Genomic DNA, 18,459 nt, shown 5'->3' with positions numbered 1-18,459 from the left:
TTTACTATCCCTGGAGTTTTTCCATGCAGTCTAGTGCTGATCGCCAACTGAGTCTCACCGGTCTGCTGGAGGATATGCGCAGAGACAAGTTGCTCAGCCCTAACGATTATGAACAGGCGTTGGGTATTCGCCGTCAATCTGGCGAAGCCAGTCTTCATCCGCTGACCTTGCTGGCGCGACAGAATTTTCACGATGCCCGTCCGAACGGCAAAACGCTGACAGAAGATGCCCTGTGCGAGTGGCTGGCCGGTCGAGTGGGGATGACTGCCTGCCAGATTGATCCACTGGAAATTGATGTGCCCTTGGTCACGGATGTGATGTCCTATGCCTTTGCCGAACGTCATCGTATTCTCGCAGTGCGGGTGACCAGTGATGAACTGGTGGTGGCTACGGCAGAACCGGATGTGGCCAGTTGGGTGGGTGATCTGGAGCATGTCTCCCGGCGCACAATTCGTCGAGTACTGGCGGCACCTTCATCGATAGAGCGTTACCGGGTTGAGTTTTATCAGTTGGCCAACTCGGTCAGCCGTGCGCGTGGGGATCATGCCGGTGCCAGTGCGGTGCAGAACCTGGAAACCATGCTGGAGCTGGGCAAAGCCAAGGCTCCCGATGCTAATGATGAGCATATTGTCAATATTGTCGACTGGCTGTTGCAGTATGCTTTTGATCAGCGCGCCAGTGATATTCACCTGGAACCGCGCCGCGAGGTAGCCCATGTCCGCTTCCGGATTGATGGTGTACTGCATAATGTGTACGAGTTGCCTGCCCAGGTGGGCACTGCGGTGCTGGCACGGATCAAATCGCTCGGACGTATGAATATTGCTGAAAAACGCAAGCCACAGGACAGTCGGCTAAAGTCAAAGACACCTTCCGGACAAGAAGTGGAATTACGTTTGTCGACCTTGCCAACTGCCTTTGGTGAAAAGCTGGTGATGCGCATTTTTGATCCCCAGGTACTGGTGCGCAGCTTTTCTGAGCTGGGTTTTGGCAAGGAGGATCAGCGCCGCTGGCAGCAAATGGTCAGCAATAATCACGGCATCGTCTTTGTCACCGGTCCTACCGGCTCCGGTAAAACGACGACACTTTATTCCACGCTGAAGCAGTTGGCGACGACGGATGTAAACGTGTGCAGCATTGAAGACCCGATTGAAATGGTGGAAGCGTCTTTTAATCAGATGCAGGTGCATCCGGGTATCGACCTGACCTTTGCCAGCGGGGTGCGGGCTTTGCTGCGACAGGATCCCGACATCATCATGGTAGGGGAGGTTCGAGACCTTGAAACGGCAGAGATTGCGGTGCAGGCGGCGCTGACGGGCCATCTGGTCTTGTCGACGTTGCATACCAATGATGCACCTTCGGCGTTTACCCGATTGCAGGAGCTGGGGTTGCCAGCTTATCTGATACGCTCCAGCGTTCTGGGCGTGATGGCGCAGCGGTTGATTCGTTCATTGTGCCCTCACTGCAAGAAAAAACAGCCCACTGACGAAGCGGTATGGAAGCAATTGACGGCGCCCTGGTTGGTGAAAACCCCCGAACAGGTGTACACCGCCGTTGGCTGTCTTGAGTGCCGAGGTACCGGTTATATGGGCCGTATGGGTATCTATGAAGTGATGCCGATGACCGAAGCACTGGAACCCCTGGTCAATGAGCAAACGGATCAGCAAAAACTGCGGCAGGCGGCGATGAAAGAAGGCATGCACAGCTTGCGTCTCAGTGGTGCCCACAAAGTCGCAGCAGGTTTGACAACAATGGAAGAGGTAATGCGTGTCGCACCATTAGCGCGTCATTCAAGCTGATATGGTTAACGGCGATTCAGTAACGCGAATCGTCATGGAGCGTAAAGCTTCCAGCCGCTACAATGACGAACAGCTCATCAAGGCAACAGGACATTCAGGTGCAAACACTCGTTCCTCCGATTATCGATCTCGAAGCATCGGGCTTCGGTTCAGGCAGTTATCCGATAGAAATCGGATACGCGCTGGAGGATCGTATGGTGAATTGCTGCCTGGTGCGCCCGGCCCCGTCGTGGCGACACTGGAGCGATGACGCGGAAAAAATTCATGGCATCTCCCGCAACATGCTTGAAGAGGACGGTCTGAGTCCTCGCGAAGTGGCGTTACGCCTGAACGATGCCCTGCGTGGCAAAACCCTGTACTCGGATGCCTGGAGTTATGACAGTTCCTGGCTCGGACGACTGTTCGATGAAGCTGAGCTGATACAGCGCTTCCGTATTGAGACCATCAACCGACTGCTCACCCAGGAGCAGATGGAAGCCTGGCACGACACCAAAGACAGTCTGTGGGCTGAAATGAGCATCGACCGCCATCGGGCTGCCAATGACGTACGGGTGTTACAGGAAACGTTCTTGCGAGTCACGGGTCGGGTCTGAATTCAGCATCGCGGTTGTTATTTGTTCTCTCGACCCTTTTGTTCGGGGTTTTCCCGTCATTCTGTCTGTTATGCCGTAACTGGCAGCGGTTCTGGCTATTGTCGTTAAAAACTTGCGGGTTGGTTCGCTGGTTTTGTCGTGCAAACATGGCTACATTAAACGCCCCTCATTCTGGCCCTACTGGCCTCTGACGAGAACTGGAGATAAGAATGGATATCAGCCAGTTAATACCACTGGCAGTGCAGCTCGTGACCCTGGTCGCCCTGTTTCTGGTGGTTATCCCGTTAAAAAAACGTCTTGAACAAATTGAATCCCATCAGAAAATACAAGCTGCCGAGCAGTCAGAGCAACATAAACTCAGCTCAGAAACTCTGGACAGTGTGGTTAATGAAATCAAGGATCACTTCGAAATCAGCCTGAACAATCTGCTGCGCGATACTGATGACATCAACAACAATCTGAAAGTTAATGGTGAACAAAGCCAGCGCGCACTGGAATTGCAGGAATTGGCGTTCAGTGAAGCCACCACCGGCAATACCCGGATCCAGGATGTGTTGTCGGAAAACCATCGTCGTCAGCAAAAATTGATTGAAGACCTGACCCGTACTTCGGTGGCTGCATTCCGTGAAACGACCGCTCATGTGCAGGGGAATGTTCACCAGGCGCTCGAAGTGCACAACGGCGCCTTACTCAAACTGAGCGAATCTTCCCAACGTATGCTTGGCGGTATGACTGCGAATTTTAGTGAAATAAGCAAGGAAATTGCCACCCTAAAAAAGGCGGTGGCAGCGATTATCAACTTCCAGCGCAGTTTTGATCACACAATAGCCACCCGTTTAGAGCAGGCGCTGGAACCGGTGGGCGAGCAGCAAAAGCAGCACGTAGCGGAGCTTCACTCGGTATTTGAGCGTCAGGGTCAGCAACTGGAGCTGGCCGAAACATTCATGACCACATTGGCAGACATCAATCGTTCCTTGCAGATGCAGCGGCAGCAGTTACATGACGTGAGCGAGAATAGCAGCACTGTTGCCGATATGACGGAAAACCTGGTGCGTAACCAGCTGGAAGCCAGCACCTTTGAGCGTCGGCATGAGTCCCTCAGCCAGGAAGTGGCAGAACTGTCAGTGATGATGCAGCCGCTACTGGAATCCATTCATGATACGCATCCGGCGGCGGCTGGTGATGCCGCAGCGCTGGCCGAATCTCTGGATGCGTTGCGTCTGGCACAGCAGCAGGCGGCGACGGAGCTACATGACCTTCGGCAAGTGATGCAGTTGTTACGTCTGCAAAAACTGGTATCAACCGGGGTCGCTGATCAGGCGCTGTCCGCTGATAGCAATGCCAATGGTGCCCGGATCGAAACGATGGATATGGTGCAGTATCTGAGTCCGTGCCGCATCGAGCGGGTAGAAGACAAGTCGACGGGGGAGTCTACCCGGTTTGAGTTTGATGACAGCGGTCGCAAGCTGACGGCGGAAACCTTTATCAATGACCGTCTCAAGTACCGGATGCATTTTGATGTGACCGGTAATCCGACCCGTTCTTCCGAATACGATGAGTTGGGCCGGGAAGTCTTTCAGTACGACTATAATCCGTTTGGTGAACTGGTCAGGAAGACTCAGCTGCATTATGACTCGACGGGTATGGCCGCTGGCAGCACCGAGACCTTGCTGGTCTGATTTTAACGATACAGGTTGGCTTTGCCGTTGCCAGCGTCAGGTTGAGTCTTGAAACGGCGATGTAACCACAGATATTGTGACGGATGCTGGCGTAATTGCTGTTCGATAAAAGCATTGGCGACACGGGCGTCCTCTATGTCGTCACCGCTTGGAATCGGCAGCGGTGGATGCACGGTAATGTCGTAGCCGGAATTGTCATCTCGGCGGAAGTAGGTCAGCGGCATGACCTTTGCGTTGCCCGCTTTGGCAATACGCGAAGTCGCGGTAATAGTCGCGGTCGGAATACCAAAAAAATCCACAAAAACGCTGTTCTTGCGGCCAAAATCCTGATCTTGTGCGTACCACAGGACTTCGCCCTGCTTGAGGCAACGAATAAAGGAACGGATGTCCTTGCGGGTATAGCAGCCTGTGTAGAGTTTTTGCCGTTGTTGCTCCATCAACCAGTTCATCACGGGGTTATCCTGTGGCCGATAGCTGACGTTGGCCGGTAATTGGGTGACAAACAGCGCGCCTGCCAGATCCAGCATGGAGTAATGTGCTCCCAATAATATGACCCCCCGGCCAGTGGCCAGTTCGGCCTTTAATTGCTCGAAGCCGTGAAAATGGGTGCGATCCAGCAGATAGTCCGGTCGCCGGAACCAGCCGATCAGGGTTTCCATCAGACCAATACCGTTGTCGATAAAAATTTGCCGTACCAGCTGGGTTTGTTGTTGCTCGGCCTTTTCTGGAAAGCAGAGACGCACGTTCACCGTCGCAATATGGCGGCGGCTTTTGCCGGTTTTGTACAATATCAATCCCAGTGTTTTACCAATCGCCAGCTGAATCCGATAAGGCAGGTAAGTCATGGATATCAGCAGGCCGGTTCCGAGCCAGACAGGCCAGTAACGGGGATGTAACAGATGCTTCGGAGGCATGGGAGAAATCTCTATCGACGTCCGGCAGATGATCCGGCAGGGCGGCCGGATCTGAACCTTCTGTATGGGTACGCTCAGTGCTGGTCGAGCCAGTTCATATAGGCATAGACACCGGTTTTGACATCGGCAAAGGAGTGGTCGTAGCCGACGCTGCGCAGGGCACTGATATCCGCTTCGGTAAAGCTTTGGTAGGCACCCTTGAGGTGATCCGGGAACGGCATGTATTCCTTGCGGGCGTTGCTGCCCTGTTCGCCATGCCAGGCGATCACGGCATCGGCAACGTCATTAAAGCTCTGGCATTGGCCGGTTCCCAGGTTAAAAATGCCACTTTTATCCGGGTTGGCCCAGAACCACAGGTTGACCTTGACGACATCACCCACAAACACAAAGTCGCGGCGCTGCTCGCCATCGGCATAACCATCACAACCGGCGAACAGCTTGCAGAATCCGTTGGCCTGAATCTGGTTGTTAAAATGGAAGGCGACGGATGCCATGGAACCCTTGTGTTGTTCGCGCGGGCCATAGACGTTGAAATAACGGAAGCCAACGACCTGGCTCTGAAACAGCGCCGGTGCGCTGCTACGCAGTTGGCGTACGTACTGGTCGAACTGCCACTTGGAGTAACCATACACATTCAGTGGCTGCTCGAAGCTGCGTTCTTCCTTGAAGACGGCACTGCCACCATAGACGGCGGCACTGGAAGCATAGAGGTAGGGAATGCGTTTTTCGAGACAGGCATGCAGCAGGATTTTGGAGTATTCGTAATTGTTCTCCATCATGTACTTGCCATTCCACTCGGTGGTTTCGGAGCAGGCACCTTCGTGGAAAATAACCTCAACATTATCCAGCAGACCATCATCCAGCTGTACTCGCTGGAGAAAGTCTTCCTTGTCGAGGTAGTCGGCAATGTCGCAGTCGGCAAGATTGTAGAATTTTTTGCCGTCGCTGAGGTCGTCGACCACAATAATGTCACTGCGGCCCTGTTCGTTCAGGGTTTTGACAATGTTGGCACCAATAAAACCGGCACCGCCGGTAACAATGATCATACCTTGTTCTCCTCGGAATTCTGGATGCGTTTGACGATGGCACTGGTAGAGCAGTTGTCTTTGAAGCTGAGGATGATGACCTCACCACCGTTGTCCTGAACACAGCGGCCACCGGCAATCTGGTCAACGCTATAGTCTCCACCCTTTACCAGAATATCCGGTAACAGGCGACAAATCAGGCGCTCAGGGGTGTCTTCGGCAAAGGGCACGACCCAATCGACACTTTCCAGTCCGGCGAGCACCGCCATGCGGTGATCAATTGGATTGATCGGCCGACTCGGGCCTTTCAGACGGCTGACGGAATCATCGGCGTTGACCGCGACCAGCAGCCGGTCGCCGAGGGCCTTGGCTTCCTTGAGATACTGCACATGGCCCGGATGAAGAATATCGAAGCAACCGTTGGTCATCACCAGGGTTTCGCCACGTGAGCGGGCCTCTTCAACCAGTATCGCGAGGCTGTCTTCGTCAAACATGCCAGCTCCCTGGTGGCTTTCGCTGCGTAACTCGGCGCGCAACTCTTCTGTGGTGACGGTCGCGGTGCCGAGCTTGCCAACCACGATACCGGCACCGGTGTTGGCCAGAATCGTGGCTTGCTGGAGGTTGCAGCCAGCGGCCAGAGAGGCCGCGAGCACCGAAATGACGGTGTCGCCAGCGCCGGTGACGTCAAAGACTTCGCGGGCGCGAGTCGGCAAGTGGAACGGCGGCTGATCCTGGCAAATCAGCGTCATGCCTTTTTCGCTGCGGGTAATCAGGATGGCGTCCAGCGCGTAGGTGTCGATCAGGACCCGACCTTTGGCCACCAGTGTCTCGTCATCCGGGCAGTGACCCACAACGGCTTCAAATTCGCTCAGGTTGGGGGTAATCAGGCTGGCGCCACGATAACGTTCAAAGTCAGTGCCCTTGGGGTCGACCAATACCGGGGTGTTGGCCCGGCGGGCGGATTTAATCAGTCGTTGCGGGTTGTTCAGGGCACCTTTGCCATAGTCTGACAGTACCACGACGTTGGCTTGGCTGATCTGCTGGTCATAGGTCTCGACCAGTGTCGTCATATCGGTGGCGTGAAAAGCTTCTTCGAAATCAAGCCGGATCAACTGCTGCTGACGGCTGATAATACGCAGCTTGGTGATGGTCGGGTGACTGGCATGTTCGAGAAAATAACAACTCACTCCGGCCTGCTGTAACAAGCCGGATAATTGGCGGCCATTGTCGTCGTTGCCGGTAATCCCCAGCAGCTCAACATGGGCACCAAGCGTGGCAATGTTGAGAGCAACGTTACCGGCACCACCGGCACGGTTTTCACTGTCCTGGATCCTGACCACTGGCACAGGCGCTTCTGGAGAAATGCGGGAGGTCGGGCCTTGCCAGTAGCGATCCAGCATGACGTCACCAAACACAAGCACGTTGGCCTGGTGGTAGTCGGGAACTTTGGTATCCATCGTTATTAACGCGCTGAAAAAGGAGGGCCGAGTCTAGCACAATGGCTTGTTGTGCTACCATTCTCCGCCCTGTTCCAGCGAGAGAACTCACTTGTGGCGCGGCTTGTCTATACTATTTTACTGACCCTGATCATGCCTGTTCTGCTCTGCCGAATCTGGTGGCGCGGGCGACAAAATCCGGGCTATCGCCGGCGTGTTGGCGAACGATTGGGTTGGGTGATCGCTCAGCCCCAGCCTGGTGCTATCTGGATTCATGCGGTTTCTGTCGGTGAGACGCTGGCGGCAGCGCCGCTGATTGATCAGCTGTTACAGGATTATCCGAACCGCACTATCTGGATAACCAGTACCACTCCGACCGGAGCGGGGCAGGTCGAACGTTTGTTCGGCAACCGGGTTAAGCGCAGTTTTATGCCCTATGACCTACCGCTGTGCTGGTGGCTGTTTTGCCGTCGGCTCAAGCCTGCCTGCCTGGTGGTGATGGAAACGGAATTATGGCCAAACCTGTTGGCATGTTGCCAGCAACGCCGGATTCCAGCCTTGCTGGCGAATGCCCGACTGTCGGCACGCTCGGCGCGAGGCTATGCTCGCCTGGCGGCGCTGACCCGTCCGATGTTGCAGCGTTTGACCCGTGTGGCGGTACAGAATGAGGCGGATGGCCAGCGTTTTCTGGATCTGGGTTTGCCACCTGTGCGGCTGGCGGTGTGTGGCAGTCTCAAATATGACGTGGTGGTGCCTGCGGGTATAGAGGATCAGGCTCACGATTTACGTCAGGGCTGGGGAGCTGATCGCCCGGTTGTGCTGCTGGCATCCAGTCATGAGGGCGAAGAAGCGCTACTGATGGCTGCAGCCCGACAATGGATACAGCGCTGGCCGCAGCTGTTGCTGGTGCTGGTGCCCCGACACCCGGAGCGATTTGACCCGGTAGCACAATCCTGTCTGGACGAAAGCTTTATTGTGGCCCGTCGCAGTCAGCAGGAGTCCGGCAATGGTTGTCAGATTTATCTGGCGGACTCTATGGGTGAAATGCTGCTGCTGCTGGCGGCAGCGGATGTCGTGGTGATGGGGGGGAGTCTGGTGCCGCGAGGTGGCCATAACCCGATCGAACCCGCTGCATTGGGCAAGCCGGTACTCATGGGGCCATATTATTTTAATTTTCAGACTGTGGTGGATGAGCTGAAAGCTGAAAACGCCTTGCAGCTGACAACCCACTCTTCGTTGGTGACGGATGTGGCGCGATTGCTGGACGATCCGCAGCAGCGGCAGCACATGGGTTACGCCGGACAAAACAAGGTTCGGCATAGCCGGGGAACGGTCGCCCGGCTTGTGGCAGAGGTGGCGGCGTTATTGCCGTAAGGTGCTGGAGGCGGTGTTAATGGTTGGAGAAATGATCGGCTGCCTCTTCGACGGGTTGTTTCTATAAATTTAGGGTCTTGCGTTCAATAAAATGATTAATAACTGGCGGTTAACAATGCGTTTGTTTTGGGGTGATCGTTTGTCGTGGAATATGGATGCCTGGCGCGACGGGGTGAGCCGTTGTGTTCGTGGACTATTGCCGCTCCTGCTTGCCGAAAGCTTTCTGGTGATGGCGAATGAACCCTTGCAGCTGCTGGCTGTGGAGGAGCCACCGGCCAGTTATACTGATTCGGATGGCCTTGTCAGTGGTTATGTGACGGATATTGTTCGTGAAATCCAGCGGCGTATCGGTAATGACGATACGATTCGTATCGTACCGGAGCAGCGGGCACTGGAGCTGGCGCAGGAACAGGCGAATGTCGTACTGTTCGGTTTTTCAAAAACACCGCTACGGGAACTGAATTTCCATCTGATTGCCCAGGTATTGAGTAAGTCCTGGGTGCTTTATGGTCGCAAGGACTCGGGTTTGACGCTGGAGTCGCTGGAGGATTTCAAAGGACTGGCAGCGATTGGCGTGGTGCGCGGTGATATCCGCGCTGAATATCTGCAGCAGCATCAATTTTTGAATCTGAACGAGGTGTCGCGACATGAGCACAACGTCAAGAAGCTCTATCACCATCGTATCGATGCGCTGTTCTACGAGCCGCTTGGCCTGGCCGATGTGTGTGCCAACCTGAGCTTGCCACTGTTAGCCTTTGAACCCTTGCTGACGGTGCGTCGATCTGAGGTATACATCATGATGTCACGCTGGGGTACCCCCAACGAGGTGGTGGTGCAATGGCAGTCGGCTGCCCGAAAGATGCAGCAAGATGGCACGTTTGAGCATATTGCCCGGCTTTGGGCTGATAAAATTTATCAGCGTTACGGCGTTCATAGTGAAATCAAAGACGGCATGCTGAATTTCTGAGCAATCAGCAGCAGTGGGCCGTCCAGTACGCAGGTGTCTGATCAGTCGCTGCTTTCCAGTTGCTCGGTCAGCTCCATCCATACCATTTCGATGTCTTCCAGCTTGGCTTTGGTGTCTGCCTGTTCGGCTAACCGCTGTTTCAGTTCATCCTTGCGGGCGTCTTCGTAGAGACTGCTATCGGCGAGTTTTTCTTCTACGGCGTTAAGCAGACCTTGCAACTTTTCCATTTGTTTTTCTGCGGCTTGTTGTTGTTTGCGCAACGGTGCCAGGCGTTGGCGGCGTTCAGCATCCAGACGTTTCTGTTCCTTGCGGTCAACGGCATTGGTCGTGGCGTTCGCGCTGTGGCCGTCAGTGCTGCCAGGGTCGACATGGGCAGTACCCCATTGGCCACGGTTGTTGAGGTATTGATGATAATCGTCAAGGTCACCGTCAAATTCCTGCACCTTGCCATGATCGACCAGCCAGTATTCGTCGACACTGGCCTTGAGCAGGTGGCGATCGTGACTGACGATGAGGATGGCACCGGGAAAATTCTGCAGCGCCAGGGTCAGGGCTTCGCGCATCTCGATATCGAGGTGGTTGGTCGGTTCATCCAGAATCAGCAGGTTGGGCTTCATCCAGGCGACGCAGGCCAATGCCATACGAGCTTTTTCACCACCGGAGAAGGGTTCGATCACTTCCAGTGCGCGCTCGCCATGAAACCCGAAGCCGCCGAGAAAGTTGCGAATCGACTGCTCGCTGGCCTTGGGCTTCAGCCGTTGCAGGATCAACATGCCGGAGGCTGAGGTATCGAGGGATTCGAGCTGGTGCTGGGCAAAATAACCGATGTGCAGGTGCTCGCCACGGGTACGTTCGCCGTTGAGCAGCGGAATTTCTTCGCACAGGGTTTTTAACAGGGTCGACTTACCGGCTCCGTTCGGGCCAAGTAAACCGATACGGTGACCTGGTACGATGGACAAGTTAACGCCGGGGAGCAGTATCCGGTCACTACTGGGCTGGTGATAACCCAGGTCGGCCTGCTTCAAGGTCAGCAGCGGACTGGACATCTGTTCGTGACAGGGGAATTCAAACCGGAACGGCGAGTCGACGTGGGCCGGTGCAATCAGCTCCATACGTTGCAGTTCTTTCAAACGGCTTTGGGCCTGCTTGGCCTTGGATGCCTTGGCGCGGAAGCGGGCGACAAATTTTTCGATCTCTTCAACACGGGTTTGCTGCTTCTCGAACAGGGTCTGTTGCTGGGCCAGCTTTTCTGCCCGCAGACGTTCGTAGGCGCTGTAGTTCCCCGGATAAAGTGTCAGCTTCTGCTCATGCAGATGGACAATATGGTCGGCGACACCGTCGATAAAGTCACGATCATGAGAGATAAACAACAGCGTGCCAGGGTATTTGCGCAAATACCCTTCGAGCCACAGCGTCGCTTCGAGATCAAGGTGGTTGGTTGGCTCGTCGAGTAATAGCAGGTCGGATGGCATCATCAATGCCTGCGCCAGATTCAGCCGAATACGCCAGCCCCCGGAAAAGTCTTTCACCGCACGCTGCAAATCGGTTTGGCTGAAGCCCAGGCCATGCAGCAGTTGCTCGGCCTTGACGGGAACTTCGTAGCCCTTGTGCTGATCCATGCGGTCGAGCCAGAGGGTCAACTGGTTATCATCGGTAGCGTTGGCGATGCCAGCCTCGATAGTGCGATAGGGCTTGTCGCCGTCAATCGCGTAATCCAATGCGCTGCGCTCGCTGGCAACCACTTCTTGCGCCATATGAGAAATTCGCCATTTGGCGGGAACCTCCAGATCTCCGCCATCCACCGTCAATTCGGCATTCAGCAGTGCAAACAGACTGGACTTGCCAGCTCCGTTAGGGCCGATCAGTGCCAGTTTCTGGCCATCATGGATACGCAGACTGGCATCTTTCAACAGGGTTTGCGTACCCCTTTGCAGGGAAACCTGATTAAATTCGATCATATTCGACAAGTGACTAAAGGTAGCGGCAATGGCGGCGCAGTGTGCCACAGAATCCCTGGACAACCCACTGTGGCAATTCGCCCAGCGGTTTTACCAGGTGAACAGCGTTGAGCAGCGGTTGCTTGAGCTTCAGGATGAGGGGGTCGATGTACTGCTGGTGCTAGCGGCATTATGGCTGGCCAGTGACTGGCGCGCTTGGCCAGAAGATGAGCCGTTCCAACAGTCGTTGACCGGTTATGTCGGTTGGCGTGACAGTGTTATCCGGCCGTTGCGGAGTATACGCATCACGCTGCCACGAGAGCAGGACAGCAACCGTTTTGCTGGCAGTTTTCGTCAGCGAGTCAAAGACCTGGAGCTGGAAGCGGAACAGTTTGGTCTTGCCGGTCTGTTTTCTTTGCTGGACGACGTTGCCGATGACTGCCCAGAAGACGAAAGTCTGGCCGATTGTGTGATGGAAAATTTGGCGTGGGTACCGGGGTTGCCGCGAATCGATCCGCAGGATGAGTCGCCCGAACCACTGATCGACGCACTGGAGGTTTATCTCGAACAAGAGTAACTCACCTGCCGCTGGCAATCCGGCGTGTGGCAGCGCTGTTAGCGCGTCAGTCGACGACAGAACTCGACTCGGGCGCGGGTGTCGTCCAGCCACGCCAGCAAGGCGTCCCAGTGTGCCAGATCCTGGGTTTCGACCTGCTGGTCGTCGATGATTCCCTGCCCCAGTTCGCTGGTTCTCACATAGCGTTGGGTATCCCTCAGGGTGGTAATAAAGGGGATGCCGAGACTCTTCAGAAACAACGTCAGCTTGGTGTAAACCAGGGTGTTCTTTCGGGTTCGGTTGGCGACCACCGCGATTGCTCTAGGTGATTGCCGAAAACTTGGTGACAGCATGACATCCCGAATAAATGTCGTCGCAGCGCGAATATCGATAGCCGATGGCAGCACTGGTATGATCACCACATCGCTGTGCCGGATGCGGTCGCTGAGGGCATTACCTGTCAGTCCGGCCGGAGTATCAATCACAATCATGGCGGTGTTGCTGGGTACCCGCATTTCCCAGCTGCGAGTGCCCTGGGTCTGGCTCCGCCGGGTGGCACTGACACCGGTAATGTCGGGAAGCGCTCGATCCCGTGCTGCGAGCCAGTCAGTGGCCGACGCCTGGGGATCGTAATCGATCAGCGCGGTAGGCAGCTGTCGGGCGGCAAAAAAACTGGCCAGATTGGTTGCCAGCGTCGTTTTACCACAGCCGCCCTTGGCATTGGCTATCAGCACCCGAAACGGCTTTTCGTGACGAATTATCCGAACACCGGCATCCTTGCTTGGCGATCGGGTGGCATTTGTCGCAGAATCACTTCCCGTTGCGGAGGCATGGGCCACGGTCTTTTCTCCCTCTTCTGAACGTCGTGCAGGTGTCCGGAATACCGGGTTTCGGGTTAAATCGGGTAGTACCTGCAGACACAGATGCTCTGAAACATAGGCTACAATCAACAAAAAATAAGCGTATCAAGGGATGATCAAATGTTAAAAGCCAGAATTCTGATTCCGCTGGCATTACTGTTGGCCGGAGCATTCATAGCACCTTACTTTCTCAAAGGCCCGGACGGCAAGCCATTGATGGCGTTTGTTGAACAAGTGGATTCGACGCTGTCGACGGCCGCAACACGGCAAATCTATTACAAATGGCAAGACCCCGATGGTATCTGGCATTTTGGTGATGAAGTACCTGAGGGCATTAAGGCGATACCGGTGCATGTGGATACCGCTGCCAATATTCTGGCACCAACTAGCGTCCCTAAACCGGAAGCGGACGACAACACTAAAAAAAAGGGACTGGCTGCAACGGACGATCCCGACAGGGTAAAACCGGGCCTGGAAGCCCTGTTTAACCCCAAGGCTGCCGAGCAAACACTGAATGACGCCAAAGCGGTGCAGGAAATGCTGAACGAGCGGAATAACCAGTTGGAACAAATGACGCGTTAAGGCCTGACAATCTGCCGCCATTGCCAAAACAGTTGACGGCAGCAGCCAGAGAAGCTGGGCTGATGTGGGTTATTGCAGCTGATAGACCTGGCCGTTGGTGCCCACCGCCAGATAGTGGCTGCTGCCGAAGGCAACGTCTTCAACCAGGACTCGGGGCTGATTCCAGACGCTATTGCCGGTGATACGCCATTGGCGGAGTAGGGTGCCATCGGTGGTGTGCCACAGACTGACCAGGCCATCACTACTGCCGGTCAGCAGTTGTGATCCATCGGTCGAAAAGCGGGCGCAAGCATAATAGCCCACCGGTTTGGGCAGCTCGATTTGCAGTTGCCCTGAGGATACTTCCCATAACTTGCCGGTTTCCCTCAGCGCTGAGCTGAACAGCCAGCGGCCATCGCGGCTCAGGCTGACGGTACGCACCTGATTGCCGTGGGCAAGGCGCAGCAGTTCCTTGCCGGTTTCCAGTTGCCAGATCCGGGCCGTAAGATCGTCGCTGGCACTGGCGGCGAGCTGATCACTACCATCCAGGTCGACATCAAATACCGCGCCATCGTGCTGCAGGCGCTGGCGAATACCGCCGTTCTGGATGTCAAACAGGGTGGCGGTGTAGTCTCGCATCGCCAGCAAGGCGTAGCGCCCGTCACTGCTGAGGGCCAGATCTTCAATATCACCAGGGGTGTTCCAGAAGCTGACGGCTTCGCCGGTCTGGCGTTGCCAGAGGACGATGGTGCGATTGTCGGCGCTGGCAACAAACTGCTGGTCGGCGGAAAAGGCGCTGGCTAATACACCGGTATTGCTGCCTTCGCGGTGGTTCCAGTCAAAATGGCGTTCCGGTGGCCACAAACTCCAGAGGCTGCCGCCGTTATGGATGCTGCCCACCATCAGCCATTGGCCATCCTGACTGAAGGTTGCGGAATAGACTCCCTGGTTGGCGACCGTGGCAATGGATTCCGGGGCATCACCACCTGGTAAACAACCTGTCAGTAACAGGCAACAAAGGGTACTGGTGACCAGCCGGGCACTGGTTTTCAAACAAGGCATGATCCATCTCCTGACCGGCAATTGCAGTGGTGCCGGAAGTCACACAGAGCGAAACCGAGGTTGCGCAGGGACGGCTGAATAAGAGGCAGCTGGAGAGAAGTGTAGACGAGGATAGTCGGGCGGGTGCTTCGAAACCGCTCGTGGGTTTCGAAGCGGTATCAGGCTTACTCGGCCACCAGCTCGCGATGCGCGGTGTGCAGCCGTTCAATCAACTGGTCTTCCAGCTGGAAACGTTCTTCCAGTACTTCGCCCAGACGCGACAGGTCTTCTGACAGTTTGGTCAGCTGCTCCAGATCACAGGAACGATCGTAGCTGTCGTTGAAGTCGACACACTGAGTGGTCAGTTTATCCAGATTTGGCACGACCTGCTGGGCAAATTCCAGACCGCCGTCGGCGTATTCGCGGGCCTCGACCATCAATCGCTCGTAAATCTCAAAATGCCCGGCGGAGCAATAGTCCATCATCCCCTGGCAAAAATTCTGCAGCAATTCGGCCAGTGGTGTTTCTTCATGGCACAGCGGTTTGGCAGTGGAAAGATGACAAAACTGGACGATCAGCGCCTGGCGTTCATTCAGCCAGCTGTCGATCATTTTATGGACGCCACCCCAGCGTTCTTTGGCAGTGTTGACTTGTTCTAGCATATGGCACTCCTGTCTTTGGTCGTGAGTCTGTCCCCTGTGTTAACAACAGGACAGAGAACAGCCTCTGCTGGCGTTAAAAGCCAGAGCTGGCGTGATCAATATAGGCAAGGTTAAAACCCCTGTGCAAGCGGCTTTTTTAACATTTGCCGCTTGCAATCTGGCGAGTATCTGCTTGTTGGTCAGGACTTCCGATCACCGCGACGCCAGCTGCTGATCAGCGCAATCAGACCCGCGATGGCAAAGGCAATAAAGAACAGACGAGTCCATTCCGGCATGCTCATGTCCCAGAACATCCAGGACACATCGGCGCAGTTGCCGTCGCCATGCAGCATGATGCTGATCAATTCGTTCATGGGCAGGGTTTCAAGCAGGTAATCAAAGCTGGGGCCACAGTCCGGCACGTCTTCTGGCGGCAGATGCTGAATCCAGATGTGATGGTCAGCAACAACGGCACCAAAAATGGCTGACCCGGTAGTCAGCGCCAGTGCTAACCGCGACATCCAGCGAAAACCATCAAAAATAAATGCCAGCAAGCAGCCAATGCCAATTAACAGGGTTGCCAGGCGCTGCACCATACAGAGCGGACAGGGCTCCATGTAGAGCACAATCTCAAAATAATAGGCTGTGCCAAGCAGGGCAGCACAGGTCAGAAATCCGGCCAGATAGCCAAAACGCAATAATCTCGGGCTCATGGGTTTGCCTTATGCGAAATCGTGATGATGGGCGAGTGTATCACAGCCTTTTGTACGGGAACCCGGTCATGGCGGTGCAAAACCTGCGTCTGCAGCAGGGCCTGCTAAGCTTGTTTCAGAGGTTCTTCAATTCAAAGTGGCCGCGATGGCGGATGTCAGTCAGCGGGGAGTGAAAAATGTTCCGTCTGGTCGGATTTTTGTTGTTTATCGGGATATTGGCAGGTTCTCAGGCGCATGCTGAAGATGAGCAGGGCGCGGTGCCAACAACCCAGTACATTTATTTTGAGCCAGCACTGGTGATCAATTTTGGCAGCAGTGGCCGTATACGTTATTTACGCACCGAGATTGCACTTAAGGTGTCTTCAAAAGAAGCGGCGGGCAAGGTCAGCCAGCACAAGCCTTACTTGCGTAATACCTTGGTGTTTTTGCTCAGTGGACAGGAATCTGACGCAGTGAATACGTCCCAAGGGCGTGAAATACTGCGCAAGCAGGCGCTGGAAGCGGTGCGGGTTACCTTGCAAACCCTGGAAGGGATGCCTTATGTCGACGATCTGTTTTTTAATACGTTTGTGGTTCAGAACTGAGGGGATGCCCCACGGTTTGAACCACAAACACCATTGTCATCGTCTTGTTTCAATTCTGGTTGGCTGAACGCTGATCCTCTGATTGATGCTCAGCGTTTCAGGTAATCGGCAAGGAAGTCTTCGAACGAGAGGGTATCACTGGCTTCAATCCGGGCCTGTTCGTCCAGCGACTGGCGCGCCAGAGTTTGCCAGTGACGGTTAACCTCGGCTGCCAGCGGTTGTGACAGGGTTTTACGGTGTTGTCTGGCCTGTTGCAGGGTAAATTCGCTGAATTCCAGTCCTTGCTCCTGCAGTGCCGCCAGTACTTGTGCCGACGGTGTGTGCGACGGATCCGTCAGTTTCAACCTTTGTTGACCGAGTGTGTCGATGTGAAAGCTGTGGTGGTTGGCGGTGTCCATTTGTTGCGCCAGTGTTTGCATGTCATCCAGTAGTGCCAGTCCCCATTGCTGCAGACTGCGCTCCTCGCCTTGGCAAATCAGTGTCAGCCCTGGCTCCCGACCGCGCATCACGGTGCGTTGCTGATTGGTCTGGATATCCTGATATTCGTTGTCGGCAATGGCATCACTGGATTGCAGCAGGCAGTAGCACAGGAACAGATCCATAAAGGCCGTTTGTGGCACATCGATGCCAACGGGCATAAAGGGGTTCAGGTCGGTATTCCGCACTTCGATGTATTCCACGCCAAATTTGTCCAGTGCTTCCAGCGGTTTTTCACCCTGGCGAGCGATCCGTTTCGGGCGGATATCGCTGTAGAACTCGTTCTCGATTTGCAGCAAGTGGGTATTGAGCTGCTGGTATACGCCGTCGTTGTTTCGTACTCCCAGCTTTTCGTACTCGTCGACCTGAACATGAATGGCATCGCCGAGTGTCGCGACGTAGTCGTCGACGCTGTTGTAACACACCCGCAAGCTGGACTGGGCATTGTTCTGATAGCCCAGGTCACTCATCCGCAAGGAGGTAGCGTAGGGCTTGTACAGCGTGTGCTGATGCAAGGTGTCGAGGTTGTGTTCTCGTCCGGCGAGGAAGCTGCTGCTGACCGCTGGTGACGCGCCAAACAGGTACAATAATAACCAGGAGTAGCGGCGGAAGTTACGGATCAGGCCGAAATAGCGTCGTGAGATAAAAGACTGCATGGATTCGTCGGGCCGGTTATCCAGTGCCTTCAGGATTGGCCAGAGTTCGTCAGGGAGCGAGAAGTTGTAATGGATCCCGGCAATACATTGCATGGTGCGGCCATAGCGGTGCCACAAGCCATGACGATAGACATGCTTGAGCTGACCCAGATTGGAGCTGCCATAGGTCGCAATCGGTATGCTCATCTCGCCCTCCAGAATACAGGGCATGGAGCTGGGCCAGATCAGTTCGGCATCCATCTGGCTGAAGGCAAAGCGGTGTGCGATATCCAGGCAGGCGATCGCGTCGTGGCCGCTGCGGCAGACCGGAGTAATAAATTCCAGCAAGGCTTCGGAGTAATCAGTGGTGATACTCGGGTGTGTCAGGGTCGAACCGAGACCCTTGGGATGGGACTTTTGGCTGATCACGCCGTCGTTATTGCAACGTAGACCTTCCTTCTCGATACCGCGCTGTAACCGGGTCAGCAGGGCTGCGTGTTGCGGGTTTTGCAGCAGAGCCAATGCGTCACGATAGGCTGCATCTCGGAAAGCATGAGGAAGGGTTGTTGTCGCCAAGGTCGTCTCGATTCAGAACAAATGTTGGCGGAGTATAAAAGAAACTGCGCTGCTGTAGTACGGGGGTCTTTTCGTCGCCCGGAAAATCACTTTT

At 55.0% G+C, this 18,459-nt stretch carries 17 protein-coding genes; 8 read left to right on the top strand and 9 right to left on the bottom strand.

All coding sequences use genetic code 11. From position 1 onward, the window contains the following. Nucleotides 1-23: 23 nt before the first annotated feature. From tfpB to WG929_RS08385, 3 genes are all read left to right on the top strand, one after another. On the top strand, nucleotides 24-1,796 hold the full coding sequence (gene tfpB / locus WG929_RS08395; RefSeq protein WP_416205695.1) for a type IV pilus assembly ATPase TfpB: 1,773 nt from the start codon (nucleotides 24-26) through the stop codon (nucleotides 1,794-1,796). A 98-nt stretch (nucleotides 1,797-1,894) separates the two neighbouring features. Then, nucleotides 1,895-2,389, top strand: coding sequence for a 3'-5' exonuclease (locus WG929_RS08390; protein WP_416205694.1), 495 nt, complete (start codon nucleotides 1,895-1,897; stop codon nucleotides 2,387-2,389). 209 nt (nucleotides 2,390-2,598) lie between these two features. Continuing rightward, on the top strand, nucleotides 2,599-4,068 hold the full coding sequence (locus WG929_RS08385) for a hypothetical protein (RefSeq protein ID WP_416205693.1): 1,470 nt from the start codon (nucleotides 2,599-2,601) through the stop codon (nucleotides 4,066-4,068). Nucleotides 4,069-4,070: 2 nt separating this feature from the next. On the opposite strand, the gene lpxL is transcribed toward WG929_RS08385, so the two are convergent. From lpxL to hldE, 3 genes are all read right to left on the bottom strand, one after another. Continuing rightward, entirely contained in the window at nucleotides 4,071-4,982 is a 912-nt protein-coding gene (lpxL, locus tag WG929_RS08380; protein WP_416205692.1) for an LpxL/LpxP family Kdo(2)-lipid IV(A) lauroyl/palmitoleoyl acyltransferase, read from the bottom strand. 74 nt (nucleotides 4,983-5,056) lie between these two features. Then, nucleotides 5,057-6,028 (bottom strand): ADP-glyceromanno-heptose 6-epimerase, encoded by a 972-nt coding sequence (gene rfaD, locus WG929_RS08375; RefSeq protein ID WP_416205691.1) that lies wholly within the window; start codon nucleotides 6,026-6,028, stop codon nucleotides 5,057-5,059. Then, complete coding sequence (hldE, locus tag WG929_RS08370) at nucleotides 6,025-7,464, bottom strand: bifunctional D-glycero-beta-D-manno-heptose-7-phosphate kinase/D-glycero-beta-D-manno-heptose 1-phosphate adenylyltransferase HldE (RefSeq protein ID WP_416205690.1); 1,440 nt, start codon at nucleotides 7,462-7,464, stop codon at nucleotides 6,025-6,027. Before hldE ends, rfaD begins: the two co-directional genes overlap by 4 nt. A 51-nt stretch (nucleotides 7,465-7,515) precedes the next feature. On the opposite strand from hldE, the gene waaA reads away from it, so the two are divergent. Further along, on the top strand, nucleotides 7,516-8,817 hold the full coding sequence (gene waaA / locus WG929_RS08365; protein ID WP_416205689.1) for a lipid IV(A) 3-deoxy-D-manno-octulosonic acid transferase: 1,302 nt from the start codon (nucleotides 7,516-7,518) through the stop codon (nucleotides 8,815-8,817). A gap of 115 nt (nucleotides 8,818-8,932) precedes the next feature. Further along, entirely contained in the window at nucleotides 8,933-9,784 is an 852-nt protein-coding gene (locus WG929_RS08360) for a substrate-binding periplasmic protein (protein ID WP_416205688.1), read from the top strand. Nucleotides 9,785-9,825: 41 nt separating this feature from the next. Here WG929_RS08360 and WG929_RS08355 read toward each other — a convergent pair whose 3' ends face one another. Continuing rightward, on the bottom strand, nucleotides 9,826-11,742 hold the full coding sequence (locus WG929_RS08355; RefSeq protein ID WP_416205724.1) for an ATP-binding cassette domain-containing protein: 1,917 nt from the start codon (nucleotides 11,740-11,742) through the stop codon (nucleotides 9,826-9,828). A gap of 28 nt (nucleotides 11,743-11,770) precedes the next feature. Between WG929_RS08355 and WG929_RS08350 the strand changes: the two genes are divergently transcribed. After that, nucleotides 11,771-12,298, top strand: a complete 528-nt coding sequence (locus WG929_RS08350) for a TIGR02444 family protein (protein ID WP_416205687.1) — start codon at nucleotides 11,771-11,773, stop codon at nucleotides 12,296-12,298. A gap of 38 nt (nucleotides 12,299-12,336) precedes the next feature. On the opposite strand, the gene WG929_RS08345 is transcribed toward WG929_RS08350, so the two are convergent. Next, nucleotides 12,337-13,116 carry a nucleotide-binding protein gene (locus WG929_RS08345; protein ID WP_416205686.1) on the bottom strand — a complete coding sequence of 260 codons (780 nt, stop codon included), beginning with the start codon at nucleotides 13,114-13,116 and terminating at the stop codon, nucleotides 12,337-12,339. Between the two features lie 141 nt (nucleotides 13,117-13,257). Between WG929_RS08345 and WG929_RS08340 the strand changes: the two genes are divergently transcribed. Then, nucleotides 13,258-13,719, top strand: a complete 462-nt coding sequence (locus WG929_RS08340) for a DUF4124 domain-containing protein (RefSeq protein WP_416205685.1) — start codon at nucleotides 13,258-13,260, stop codon at nucleotides 13,717-13,719. Between the two features lie 69 nt (nucleotides 13,720-13,788). Here WG929_RS08340 and WG929_RS08335 read toward each other — a convergent pair whose 3' ends face one another. The 3 genes from WG929_RS08335 to WG929_RS08325 all read right to left on the bottom strand — a co-directional run bounded on the left by WG929_RS08335 (nucleotide 13,789) and on the right by WG929_RS08325 (nucleotide 16,093). Next, nucleotides 13,789-14,760, bottom strand: a complete 972-nt coding sequence (locus tag WG929_RS08335) for a WD40 repeat domain-containing protein (protein WP_416205684.1) — start codon at nucleotides 14,758-14,760, stop codon at nucleotides 13,789-13,791. 164 nt (nucleotides 14,761-14,924) lie between these two features. Continuing rightward, nucleotides 14,925-15,401, bottom strand: a complete 477-nt coding sequence (gene rsd / locus WG929_RS08330) for a sigma D regulator (protein ID WP_416205683.1) — start codon at nucleotides 15,399-15,401, stop codon at nucleotides 14,925-14,927. Between the two features lie 179 nt (nucleotides 15,402-15,580). Beyond that, nucleotides 15,581-16,093 carry a disulfide bond formation protein B gene (locus tag WG929_RS08325; RefSeq protein ID WP_416205682.1) on the bottom strand — a complete coding sequence of 171 codons (513 nt, stop codon included), beginning with the start codon at nucleotides 16,091-16,093 and terminating at the stop codon, nucleotides 15,581-15,583. 176 nt (nucleotides 16,094-16,269) lie between these two features. On the opposite strand from WG929_RS08325, the gene WG929_RS08320 reads away from it, so the two are divergent. Further along, nucleotides 16,270-16,677 carry a flagellar basal body-associated FliL family protein gene (locus WG929_RS08320; protein ID WP_416205681.1) on the top strand — a complete coding sequence of 136 codons (408 nt, stop codon included), beginning with the start codon at nucleotides 16,270-16,272 and terminating at the stop codon, nucleotides 16,675-16,677. Nucleotides 16,678-16,766: 89 nt separating this feature from the next. On the opposite strand, the gene gshA is transcribed toward WG929_RS08320, so the two are convergent. Further along, nucleotides 16,767-18,365, bottom strand: coding sequence for a glutamate--cysteine ligase (gene gshA / locus WG929_RS08315; protein ID WP_416205680.1), 1,599 nt, complete (start codon nucleotides 18,363-18,365; stop codon nucleotides 16,767-16,769). Nucleotides 18,366-18,459: the final 94 nt, after the last annotated feature.

It is taken from the genome of Oceanobacter antarcticus, from assembly GCF_044962685.1.
GTDB classification, from domain to species: Bacteria; Pseudomonadota; Gammaproteobacteria; order Pseudomonadales; family Oceanobacteraceae; genus Oceanobacter; species Oceanobacter antarcticus.
Note: the sequence above shows the minus strand (reverse complement) of the source record. Positions and strands in the feature narration are given on the sequence as shown.

What these genes read in the sequence shown, in the direction of transcription:
- tfpB (WP_416205695.1), top strand. Translation starts at nt 24, where the DNA reads ATGCAGTCTAGTGCTGATCGCCAACTGAGTCTCACCGGTCTGCTGGAG.
- WG929_RS08385 (WP_416205693.1), top strand. Translation starts at nt 2,599, where the DNA reads ATGGATATCAGCCAGTTAATACCACTGGCAGTGCAGCTCGTGACCCTG.
- lpxL (WP_416205692.1), bottom strand. Translation starts at nt 4,982, where the DNA reads ATGCCTCCGAAGCATCTGTTACATCCCCGTTACTGGCCTGTCTGGCTC.
- rfaD (WP_416205691.1), bottom strand. Translation starts at nt 6,028, where the DNA reads ATGATCATTGTTACCGGCGGTGCCGGTTTTATTGGTGCCAACATTGTC.
- hldE (WP_416205690.1), bottom strand. Translation starts at nt 7,464, where the DNA reads ATGGATACCAAAGTTCCCGACTACCACCAGGCCAACGTGCTTGTGTTT.
- WG929_RS08360 (WP_416205688.1), top strand. Translation starts at nt 8,933, where the DNA reads ATGCGTTTGTTTTGGGGTGATCGTTTGTCGTGGAATATGGATGCCTGG.
- WG929_RS08355 (WP_416205724.1), bottom strand. Translation starts at nt 11,742, where the DNA reads ATGATCGAATTTAATCAGGTTTCCCTGCAAAGGGGTACGCAAACCCTG.
- WG929_RS08350 (WP_416205687.1), top strand. Translation starts at nt 11,771, where the DNA reads ATGGCGGCGCAGTGTGCCACAGAATCCCTGGACAACCCACTGTGGCAA.
- WG929_RS08340 (WP_416205685.1), top strand. Translation starts at nt 13,258, where the DNA reads ATGTTAAAAGCCAGAATTCTGATTCCGCTGGCATTACTGTTGGCCGGA.
- WG929_RS08335 (WP_416205684.1), bottom strand. Translation starts at nt 14,760, where the DNA reads ATGCCTTGTTTGAAAACCAGTGCCCGGCTGGTCACCAGTACCCTTTGT.
- rsd (WP_416205683.1), bottom strand. Translation starts at nt 15,401, where the DNA reads ATGCTAGAACAAGTCAACACTGCCAAAGAACGCTGGGGTGGCGTCCAT.
- WG929_RS08325 (WP_416205682.1), bottom strand. Translation starts at nt 16,093, where the DNA reads ATGAGCCCGAGATTATTGCGTTTTGGCTATCTGGCCGGATTTCTGACC.
- WG929_RS08320 (WP_416205681.1), top strand. Translation starts at nt 16,270, where the DNA reads ATGTTCCGTCTGGTCGGATTTTTGTTGTTTATCGGGATATTGGCAGGT.